Source organism: Acidiplasma cupricumulans (genome assembly GCF_001402935.1).
Classification (GTDB): Archaea; Thermoplasmatota; Thermoplasmata; order Thermoplasmatales; family Thermoplasmataceae; genus Acidiplasma; species Acidiplasma aeolicum.
Window position 1 is genome coordinate 1 of record NZ_LKBH01000182.1, and the last position, 9,692, is coordinate 9,692.

11 protein-coding genes are annotated in these 9,692 nt (G+C 33.6%); 8 read left to right on the forward strand and 3 right to left on the reverse strand.

Going from position 1 to position 9,692, the window contains the following annotated elements:
* Positions 1-136 precede the first annotated feature (136 nt).
* Positions 137-1,255 carry a pyridoxal-phosphate-dependent aminotransferase family protein gene (locus tag AOG55_RS05135; RefSeq protein WP_054964256.1) on the reverse strand — a complete coding sequence of 373 codons (1,119 nt, stop codon included), beginning with the start codon at positions 1,253-1,255 and terminating at the stop codon, positions 137-139.
* 2 nt (positions 1,256-1,257) lie between these two features.
* On the reverse strand, positions 1,258-2,160 hold the full coding sequence (locus tag AOG55_RS05140; protein WP_048101858.1) for an NAD(P)-dependent oxidoreductase: 903 nt from the start codon (positions 2,158-2,160) through the stop codon (positions 1,258-1,260).
* Positions 2,161-2,366: 206 nt separating this feature from the next.
* Between AOG55_RS05140 and AOG55_RS05145 the strand changes: the two genes are divergently transcribed.
* From AOG55_RS05145 to AOG55_RS05155, 3 genes are read left to right on the forward strand one after another with little or no spacing between them, the layout of a single operon-like run.
* The gene (locus AOG55_RS05145) at positions 2,367-3,380 is read left to right on the forward strand and encodes a TIM barrel protein (protein WP_048101782.1); all 1,014 of its coding nucleotides are present in this window, start codon (positions 2,367-2,369) and stop codon (positions 3,378-3,380) included.
* Between the two features lie 12 nt (positions 3,381-3,392).
* Positions 3,393-3,683 (forward strand): DUF5611 family protein, encoded by a 291-nt coding sequence (locus AOG55_RS05150; RefSeq protein ID WP_048101781.1) that lies wholly within the window; start codon positions 3,393-3,395, stop codon positions 3,681-3,683.
* Positions 3,684-3,717: 34 nt separating this feature from the next.
* The gene (locus tag AOG55_RS05155; RefSeq protein ID WP_048101780.1) at positions 3,718-4,089 is read left to right on the forward strand and encodes a DUF3198 domain-containing protein; all 372 of its coding nucleotides are present in this window, start codon (positions 3,718-3,720) and stop codon (positions 4,087-4,089) included.
* On the opposite strand, the gene speE is transcribed toward AOG55_RS05155, so the two are convergent.
* The gene (gene speE / locus AOG55_RS05160; RefSeq protein WP_052656781.1) at positions 4,086-4,907 is read right to left on the reverse strand and encodes a polyamine aminopropyltransferase; all 822 of its coding nucleotides are present in this window, start codon (positions 4,905-4,907) and stop codon (positions 4,086-4,088) included. The two genes, AOG55_RS05155 and speE, sit on opposite strands and share 4 nt — an antisense overlap.
* Before the next feature lie 164 nt (positions 4,908-5,071).
* Between speE and AOG55_RS05165 the strand changes: the two genes are divergently transcribed.
* The 5 genes from AOG55_RS05165 (at position 5,072) to eif2g (ending at position 9,340) form a co-directional block, all read left to right on the forward strand.
* A complete protein-coding gene (locus AOG55_RS05165; RefSeq protein WP_048101779.1) occupies positions 5,072-5,344 on the forward strand; it encodes an HU family DNA-binding protein in 273 nt (90 codons plus the stop codon).
* An 81-nt stretch (positions 5,345-5,425) separates the two neighbouring features.
* A complete protein-coding gene (locus AOG55_RS05170; protein WP_048101778.1) occupies positions 5,426-7,033 on the forward strand; it encodes a bifunctional N(6)-L-threonylcarbamoyladenine synthase/serine/threonine protein kinase in 1,608 nt (535 codons plus the stop codon).
* Positions 7,034-7,111: 78 nt separating this feature from the next.
* Positions 7,112-7,660: an RdgB/HAM1 family non-canonical purine NTP pyrophosphatase gene (rdgB, locus tag AOG55_RS05175; RefSeq protein ID WP_048101777.1), complete on the forward strand. Its 549-nt coding sequence runs from the start codon at positions 7,112-7,114 to the stop codon at positions 7,658-7,660.
* Positions 7,661-7,736: 76 nt separating this feature from the next.
* Positions 7,737-8,120 (forward strand): 30S ribosomal protein S6e, encoded by a 384-nt coding sequence (locus AOG55_RS05180; RefSeq protein ID WP_048101776.1) that lies wholly within the window; start codon positions 7,737-7,739, stop codon positions 8,118-8,120.
* A gap of 2 nt (positions 8,121-8,122) precedes the next feature.
* Complete coding sequence (eif2g, locus tag AOG55_RS05185; RefSeq protein WP_048101775.1) at positions 8,123-9,340, forward strand: translation initiation factor IF-2 subunit gamma; 1,218 nt, start codon at positions 8,123-8,125, stop codon at positions 9,338-9,340.
* Positions 9,341-9,692 lie beyond the last annotated feature (352 nt).

The following is a 9,692-nucleotide window of genomic DNA, read 5'->3' on the forward strand; positions in this document are numbered from 1 at the left end:
GAATACCTTAGAAGAAATGACCCGCAGCTTGATAGGGAATTGAGGGAGATACTGTTTTCAAATAAGGAATTAAAGGACTTGGGGGACTAAAAAAATTTAATTTAATATAAAATTTAATTATAATATAATTATAAACTTATGCTAGGTTCATTTCCTTGTAAAGGTATTCTGGAAGTCTTGTCTCCTTTGGTATATCATTCTCGTCAATTGTTTCATTAATATTGCTTAAAGAAAAATATGCATCAAGGAATTTTTTGATATAAACATCATTTATCATGCCCATGGTTCCAATTCTAATTGTATTTCCCGATATCATTCCCATGCCCTTGGCAACAACTATATTTTTTTCTGCAAGTAATTTAATCTTTTCACTATTATTATTATCATAAAAGCACACCACAGTACTTGAATATGTATCTGAATTTCCAAATATCTGTATATTATTCTGATTAAGCATTTTTCTTATAAACTCAGAGGATGCAGCTATGCGTTTTGCCCTTTTTTCTATGGTTTCATCCTTTAATATTTTTAATGCAACGTTAAGCGCATTAAATATCCCTGTAGCAGGTGTATATGCCGTTTCATTTTTTTCAAGGAATTTTAATGATGTTTTTAAATCAAGATAAAATGGGACACCTGACATATCCATTTCCATTACATCATTGTATGCATCCTTGGATAGGAATATTATTGCTATTCCAGGAACACATGCTATATTCTTCTGGCTGCCAGTGGCCATTGCATATATACCATCCATATTTAAATTGTATCCTGCATATCCTGAAACATCATCTATTAAGAGTTTGGCATTTTTTGATTTTACTATTTTTACAATTTCCTTTATATTATACAATGCTGTGCCGTTTGAAGTTTCATTATGCACCAAAAATAAATAATCGTAGTCTCTTGATTGTATATCTTTAATAAGGCTTTCCGGATCCAATTCATTATAATTTACAAACTCTGCATTTTTTGTTTTTCTTTTTATTGAATCTATAAGGCGCTCTCCAAAATTTCCATAACTTATTGAAAGAACCTTTTTGTTTGTATCTATAAGTGAAAATACCATTGATTCAACAGCAAGTGTTCCTGATCCTGTTACCATGACAGTTTTATATGCACCTGATAGATAATTAAGCATCTCCTCATTTTCCGCCATTATCTCCCGGAATTTCGAGGATCTGTGATTATCAAGATATGTGGCAGCATCGAGAACAGATATCGGTACCTCAACCGGTCCAGGTATTAATAACATTTTTACCACTCTTTTAGAATATTTTCTGCGGTCATTATTGCAATTCTTTTTTGAGCCTCTGCACTCTGGGCCCCAAGATGTGGGGTTATAAGCACATTCGGCATCTTTAACATTTCAAATTCATAATCCTCCCTTGCAGGCTCATGCCAGAAAACGTCAGAAACAAATGATTTTATTGTGCCATCCCTGAGATACTTAAGCATATCCCTGCCATTTATTGCATTTGCCCTCGATGTATTAACAATAATAACCCCTTTTTTTAACATTGATAATTCCGGATCATTTAATATATATGGTGAATCCTTTCTCATTGTTACATTTATGGATAAAACATCAGAATTTTTTAGCAAATCCTCGAGAGTAACCTTTTTAACAAAGTCCTGGTATTCAACCGGATATGGGTCATATGCAATAAAATTCATGTTAAATGCCCTGGCGGCATCTGCTATTGCATGGCCAATTCTTCCATATCCAAGAATGCCAAGGGTTTTACCTGCAAGCTCAAAGCCTTTTAACTTTGTAAAATCATTTTTTCTGGTGTTTTCAATGCCCTTAACAAGATCCCTGGCACCCATAACCATCATTGCCAGTGTAATCTCCACAACGCTTTCGGTTGAGGAACCTGGAGCGTAAACAATCTTTATATTTTTCGCCTCTGCATAATCTGTATCTATGTTATCTACGCCAATGCCAGCCCTGGCGATTATTTTTAAATTTTTTCCCCTGTCAATAATATCTCTATCTATTTTTGTTCTGCTTCTCACAACAACAACATTATAATCATTAATAATTGATAGAAGCTTATCACGGTTAATTTCGGGCTGATATTCAACATTAAATTTTGATTTTAGTTTTTCTATAAGCACATTATCCACAGGGTCACATATAAGAACTTTTCCTTCCATGACAGGGTATAGCATTATTGCTTATAAAAATTTGTTTAAACGTTATAAATTTTAGAAAAATTTAAAATTTTTAAGTCTATCAGAAATAAAATATTACCAATAAGTATATTTTTGAATATTTTTTACAGCTTAAAATAAATTCATAAATTATCTGGTCATTAAATTGATTACAAAAATTAAAATAATGTTAATTAATTAATTATAGAATGATTAAATTTGGTGTGGCTGGTATACCCCTAACCAGTAAAGGTAGAACATATGTTGATTCTATAGAGGATACTGCTAATTTGGGTTTAAATTCACTGGAAGTTCAGCTTTTAAGGGTTAATGTAAGTGAGGACCCGGCAATGGATTATGCAGGCATGTATCCGAAGGATGTTGAGGACTCAATAATAGTTGATGTGTTACGGCCAGACGAATCTGGAAATTATAACAGCGTTGGTACTGATACAGTTATAGAGGAAGACGACATTATTCAGGAACTATTCTGGAATATGGCCAGAAATTATGACGACCTAAATATTGGAAAACAGGTTGCAGAAGAGCTTGACATAGATATATCCATGCATTCACCTTACTATATGGACCTTTTAAATGGTGGTGAGATTGCAGATAAGTCTTTTAATCATTTAAAATGGTCATTAATAATTGGCAGGGCAATGGGTGCCAAAAGAATAATAACACATACTGGATTTTATTGCAAAACAAAAAATTGCAGTTCTAAGAAGGCATATGAAATATATTCAGAACTTGCAAGGCTATTCCCGCATCAGAAGGGGTATCCTTATATAGGTGTGGAAGCCTCAGGGAAAAAGGACATCTTTGGGACGCAGAAGGATTTATTTACACTGGCAGACAAAATAAGTGACGTTGAACCAATACTAAATTTTCCGCACATACATGCCTTAAATAACGGGTCATTAATAGAAACAAAAGATTTTGACCATGTAATATCTGCATTTTCAAAGTATGCTAAGGGGGATCTTTATACAGAATTCGCTGGAGTGGAATATGATAATGGCAATGAAACCAAAATTACTGCAATAAAGCACGGAGACCTTAAATTTGAAACCCTTGCAGAGGTTCTTATTAACCTTGACCATGACGTTACCATAATTTCCATGTCCCCACTCCTTGAACACGATGCTCAGTATATGGAACTAATGTACTGGCGTGCCTTGTTAAAAAAATATCAGAAAAAACTGGCCAAAAAGGCATAATGGTGGTTAAATATGGTTAGAGATTATCCTGTAAAAAAAGGAATTAAAATGGATAATGATTATATAAAATCAATTTTACAAGAGTTTGCTGGAGGCATAAAGGAGGAAGGTGGACATATAATATCCAATTTCCCTGGACTTAAAAGAATAGAATTATGGACTGACGGCAAAAAATTATTTGCCATAACAGAAACAGATACAAGCTATGAAAAACCTCAGGAAACCATAAAGAATTACAATGCATTAATAGAGAAGCTTACGGGTTACACAGCAAAAGAGAGGAAAAAACTTTTATCAAAATGAATAAAATTAAAGTACAAAGGAGCATAATGTAAATATGGCAAAAGATAAATTATTTATTTTATTCACAATAATTTCCGTGGTTTCTATTATATTTTTTATAGCATCTTTAAACGGTTTGGTATTCCAAAACCCATCAGTAACCAGATTAATAAATATAAGCAAATTGGGTAGCTGGCAGTACTGGATTTTGGTGGCATCATTTATTATATTCATATATTTTGTGTATGAAACCTCAGCTTATGTAAATGATATATTCAAGTTTAAAAAAATGATAAATACTGAAAGCAAAAAAATATTCCTAAAAAATTTGCCTGAACTTGAAAAAATCTCTAAAAAATTTGGTGGCAGTTATAAAATCAAACTTAATGAGGTTAAAAAAAGGTGGAATATAAAAACAAAAAATTAGTCAATCAATTTTTTAACAAATTCTGGAAGTTTAAAGCAGCCATTAAGCACATCTTCGTTAAAATATTTACCAAAGGATTTTTTTTCATCCCTTATGGACATATCTTTATTAGAACCCATGGTAAATGACCAGAGTCCACTTGGATATGTCGGTATGAATGCAATATATGTTAGTACATTATTAAAAATCGATTTCATTCCCTTATTTGCCATGGATAGTGCCTCAGGCTGATAATATGGTGACCCAGATTGTGTCACCACTATACCGCCATCTGATAAGTGATCGGATACATTCTTGTAAAAATCTTTGGAAAAAAGACCCTCTGCTGGTCCCACAGGGTCTGTTGAATCTATTATTATTCTATCGAATTTTTCATTTGAATTTTTCATATATTTAATACCGTCCCCTATTATTAATTCCACCCTATTATTATCAAAAGATTTGGCTATTTCAGGGAAATATTTTTTGGAAACGTCAACAACGTTTCTGTCTATTTCTACATTTACTATCCTTTCAAAATTTAAATCAACCAATCTTTTAGCCGCACCCCCATCCCCGCCTCCAATAATCAGGGCTGATTTGGGTCTTTTATTAAAATAAAAAGGCACCATGGTGATCATTTCATGGTAAATATATTCATCCTTTTCAGTTAGCTGTACAGTTCCATCTATAGATAAAAGCTTGCCAAAATCATAAGTTTCAAAAAGATCTATTCTCTGATAGTCGGTTTTGATTGAAAGAAGCTGATCCTTTACCCTGAATGAAAGCTGCAAGTTTTCTGAATATCTCTCTGAAAACCAGTTCTCTATTAATCTCATGGTAGTGTATGGTTATACAATATATAATTCTTAGCAGATGTTTTTATTTTATTTTTTTTATTATATTTTTGGAATATTCCAGAACTTCGATTTTTCAATAACATAATAAAATTGTAAACGAAAGATTTTAATATGTCTATGTATATAATGGTATTGGTGAAATAATGGTAGGGATAAGTGAGCTTTCAAAAAGCATAGCAAAGAAAACCGGAATAACACAGAAAAAAACAGCAGAAATAATTAACGAATTCCTTAAGGAGACAGTTGAGCAGGTAAATAACGGTGCAAAAATAAACCTGGCCGGTTTTGGAATTTTTGAAAGGAAAAAGCAGAGCGCAAGAACAGCAAGAAACCCACAGACAAAGGCAGAAATACAGGTTCCAGCTAAAGATAAGTTTGTATTTAGGGCCTCTTCAAAAATAAAATACAAAGAATAAATTTCATATTTTTTATTTTAATATTTATCATTTTGATATTTATAAATTTAAGTTAAAATATTAAAATGTAATTATAATCAAATGATAGTTCTTGGTATAGAGGGTACAGCACATACGATTAGCGCTGGTATAGTTGATGACTCAAGAATTCTCGCAAATGCATCATCAACATACATACCTGATCATGGCGGCATACATCCAAGAGAGGCTGCAATACACCATGCAGATAAAATAATGGATGTTATGCATAAGGCCTTTGAGGAGGCTAAAATAGGGCCAGATAAGGTAGACCTTGTGTCGTTTTCTCAGGGTCCTGGACTTGGCCCATGCCTGAGAATAGCTGCTGTTGCCGCCAGATCATTTTCATTAAAATATAATATACCGATACTTGGTGTTAATCATCCCCTTGGGCATGTAGAAATAGGTAGAAAACTTTCAGGTGCCATAGATCCCATAATGTTATACATATCAGGCGGAAATACCCAGATTATTGCACATGAGGCAGGAAGATACAGGGTTCTGGGTGAAACAATGGATATAGGTCTTGGTAATTTACTTGATAAGTTTGCCCGTGATTCTGGAATTCCATTTCCTGGTGGGCCCGTTATAGAAAGGCTTGCATTAAAGGGTAGGAAGCTGTTGGACCTACCCTATTCTGTAAAGGGCATGGATACCTCATTTTCAGGCATATATACTGCCTCAAAAAGGTATCTGGAGACAGGTGAGAGGCTTGAAGATATATGTTTTAGCATACAGGAAACATCATTTGCAATGGTTATTGAGGTGCTTGAACGTGCACTTTATTATACCAGTAAAAATGAAATTCTCCTTGCCGGTGGTGTTGCAAGAAACGATAGACTTAGAAGCATGATTTTAGAAATGGCAGAAAGTTCGGGCTATAAGGCATACCTGACGGATAAAAAATACTGCATGGATAATGGTGCCATGATAGCACAGGCAGGTCTTTTAATGTATAAAAATGGTGCCAGGCAGCAAATTATGGAAACACGGGTAAATCAAAGATTCAGAATAGACGAGGTTGAGGTTCCATGGATAAAATCAGTAAAAATTGAGGCATGTGTAAATCGTGGTGCAGAATCCAAAATAACCAGAAAGGATTTCTATGGGCGCGATGTGATAATGAAGGAGCGGTTAATTAAATCGTACCGTAACAAAAAGCTGGATAAAAAAATCAGAAATGAAAGAACGAGAAATGAATTTATGATACTTTATAAGCTCCAATCAGCAGGCATAAAATCACCTATGGTTTATGATTATGATAAATATCAAAATATATTAACTATACAGTATATCCCTGGCATTACGCTTAATCAGGCACTAAATGATAACCATGATAAGGAATTCTATTTGGATTTGATGGATAAGCTTGGAAATACAATAGCATTAATGCATAATAATAAGATTTCACACGGAGACCTAAATCCAAATAATATTATAATAAATGGAACACAGATATATTTAATAGACCCAAGCATGGGAAAATACCTTGCAAAGGAAGAAGATCTGGCAGATGATATATTCTTATTTACCGAATCATTAAAAAATCTCTATGAAAATGGGAAAACTTTAGAAAAATTATTCATTGATTCATATAAAAAATATTACAAGAATCCAGAAGATGTGCTTGCACTTGTAAAAGAAATAGCAGATAGAAGGCGCTATGTTTGAAAATTTAGCCTGAATACATAAATATTATTTCCTGCAATAAATAACCAAAGTAATTAAACAATATTAATATTAGGATTTATGATTTATTTTGTTACCCATAATAAAAACAAATATATTGAGGCATATAAAGAATTTAAAGAAAATGGTATAGATATCTCATGGATAGAAATGGAATATCCAGAAGTACAGGGAAATGACAATGAATTTATTTCCCGCTGGAGCTGTGAAAGCCTGGTAGGCCAGGTAAATGAACCATTCTTTATTGATGATACCGGCCTTTATATTGAAAACCTTAATGGTTTTCCTGGTCCATATGCATCCTATGTCCATGATACGCTTGGAAATTCTCTGATAGTTCGACTTGCATCAGGGTCCAGAGCATATTTTAAGACAGTTATATCATTTTATTATAAGAATAATATCTACCAGTTTTCAGGAATTTTAAAAGGTATAATAGCAGATGTGGAACATGGTGGACATGCATTTGGATATGATCCAATATTTGTACCAGAAAACTCTAATAAAACGCTGTCTGAACTTAGCATTGAGGAAAAAAATAAAATATCACACCGTGGTAAGGCCATAAAGAAATTCATGGCATTTTTAAAGGATAATAGTATTGTTTAAACTTTGATTTAAAAATCTATAATTTTATTAATAAGCATATAATAGGGAATAAATCAAAAAATTATGGTGAAATATTATGGCAGTTGCAGTTATTGCTGATAAAAAAACCGGGAAAACGTACAAAAAAGAATTTTCAGACGATGTTCTGGGTTCTCTAACAGGCAGAAGGCTCGGTGAGGAAATAGATGGCATATTTTTTGATATGCCTGGGTACAAAATGAAAATTACGGGTGGAAGCGCAAAGGACGGTTTCCCCATGAGAAAGGACCTTCCAATCATGGGTAAAAAAAGATTATTAATAACCTATGAAAGGGGAGAAAAGGCAAAAAAGGGAATAAGGAAAAGGGTCACATTCAGGGGCAATGTTATAGGGTCCGATATAGCCCAGCTTAATTTGGTTATTACACAGTATGGCCCAAAACCACTAGAAGAAAATAATACTACTGAGGGAGAACAGTAAAAATGCAACAGCCTTCGGTAAATATAGGAATGGTTGGTCATGTTGACCATGGGAAAAGTACGCTTACATATGCATTAACCGGCAAAAAAACAGATGTGCATTCAGAGGAAGTTAAGCGTGGCATATCAATTAAACTTGGTTATGCAGATACACCAATATATAAATGCGTTAATGCTGAAGGCAAGGTCTTTTATAGCAATAAAAAAATTAATGATTCGTGTGAACTTTCAAGGGTTATATCAATAGTTGATGCTCCTGGCCATGAAACATTAATGGCAACAATGCTTGCAGGATCATCAATAATGAATGGTGCCATTCTTGTTATAGCTGCAAATGAAAAATGCCCCCAGCCACAGACACGGGAGCATCTTACTGCCTTGGAAATAATGGGCATAAAGGAAATTATTGTTGTTCAGAATAAAATAGACCTTGTGACCAGGGAAAGGGCAATAGAAAGTTATAATGAGATAAAGGCATTTTTGAAAGGGAGTATAGCTGAAAATGCACCAATAATTCCTGTTAGTGCATATCATAACACAAATATAGATGTCGTTCTGGAGGCTATTGAAAATATAATAAAAACACCGAAATTTAATGAGAATGATGATCCAATAATGTATGTTGCAAGGTCATTTGATGTAAATAAACCGGGAACAAAAATAAAAGACCTTAAAGGCGGAGTTCTTGGCGGCTCATTAATACGTGGCATGCTCAGTGTTGGTGATGAAATAGAAATATCACCAGGTATACAGATTAACCGTGGCAATAAAACGGTTTGGGAAAATATGACCACCAGAATAGTATCATTAATGGCAGGATCCGAATCATATGACAGAATATATCCCGGAGGCCTTGCGGCTGTTGGAACAACACTTGATCCCTTTTTAACAAAGGGGGATTCCTTTACAGGTAGGGTAATAGGAAGGATTGGGAAGGTACCAAAAACAATTTTCAATCTCTCCATGGATTCACACCTGCTCAAAAGGGTTGTCGGTTTTGATGAGGAGCAGAAGGTTGAACCATTAAAAATTAATGAAATGATAATGCTTACAGTGGGAACTGCAAATACCATCGGCGTTATAACCTCTATTAAAGATGGAAATGTTGAGGTTTCATTAAAATATCCGGTTGCGGCAAGTATTGGGGATAGAATCGCAATAGGTAGAAGAATTTCAAATAGATGGCGTTTAATCGGTTATGGTTCAATAAAAAATATATAAAATGATTTCTGGATTATTACAATGCATTTTTATTGCTTCTATATTTTTCACATGACATGGATAAAACAAATGCGATTGGTATTATTGCAAGGTGCATAATTAATGCAGATATTGTGCCATTCATAAATTTATCAGCTATGTTGCAACCAGTTTACAGTTTCTGCTAACAATGTTAACATGCACCTTTGTAAGCTATTTTCTCGTTAATGCTTAACCTTCCTGTATAAAACCCAATAACCTATAAACCTATATTCCGTTAAATTATTCAGAAATTGAATTTTTTATAATATATCACTTGTATAAATGGTTATCAGTATTATCGATAATATGTATGGTAACTGATTTATATACA